Raw genomic sequence first — 716 nt, 5'->3', positions numbered from 1 at the left:
ACGGAAATACAGATAATTCAAGAAAAGAATAGATAAATATAACTAATCTCGAACCGTAGCAATGCGAACATTACTAATACTCGTTAGATCAGAGATATAGCCACTGCCGATTGACGCTTCCTGCCCCTCGCGATCCGGAGGAGCAATTGTGGCTACAAAGTCTACCTGCCTCTCAACGATATAACGAATCGAGCCCAGGTTTTGCTCCAAGACAGTTACAGTTTGCTCTATACGACTTAACTCGTAGCTAGTATTGTCTTCTTGATCACTATCGGAATCGAAAACAATGCTATCAAACTCATCATCTCGAACAAGGAAAACAGCATCTTCAAAAGACGAAGGCGGAAGCTCATCCACATAACTCACATCAGCGGAGGTATCAGCTCCAACTAGAGAGTCTTGAATAGTGAGATTACTTGCCCACGACTCAACCTCTTGAGTCAAAGCAAACTCAAGCACGTCAGTCACCTCATCTGGGTTAGCATCCTCAATTGTGATATCGGTCTGAAAAGGCAGCACTTCATAATCGTCATCAACCGTCAAGCCCGCGGCTGTAGGACCAGCTATATTAACAATATCTTCAGCCGAGTTTGCTGACACAGCCGAAACCGTCCCCATCGCTCCTTCTGAAAGCAACTCAAAAGCATGCACAGGAAAAGCCGTCGCCAAGCCCAAAAATGATACTGGGAGAAAAATATTTCGGAACAGTCTATCCA

The 716-nt window shown here is 44.6% G+C and carries 1 protein-coding gene; it reads right to left on the bottom strand.

Annotated features, from left to right (window positions below; all coding sequences use genetic code 11):
* Positions 1–42: 42 nt before the first annotated feature.
* The coding region (locus A3756_RS28325) for a hypothetical protein (RefSeq protein WP_197481525.1) at positions 43–716 on the bottom strand (674 nt) is incomplete at its 5' end.

It is taken from the genome of Oleiphilus sp. HI0086 (genome assembly GCF_001635225.1).
This window is presented reverse-complemented; position numbering and strand designations above follow the sequence as displayed.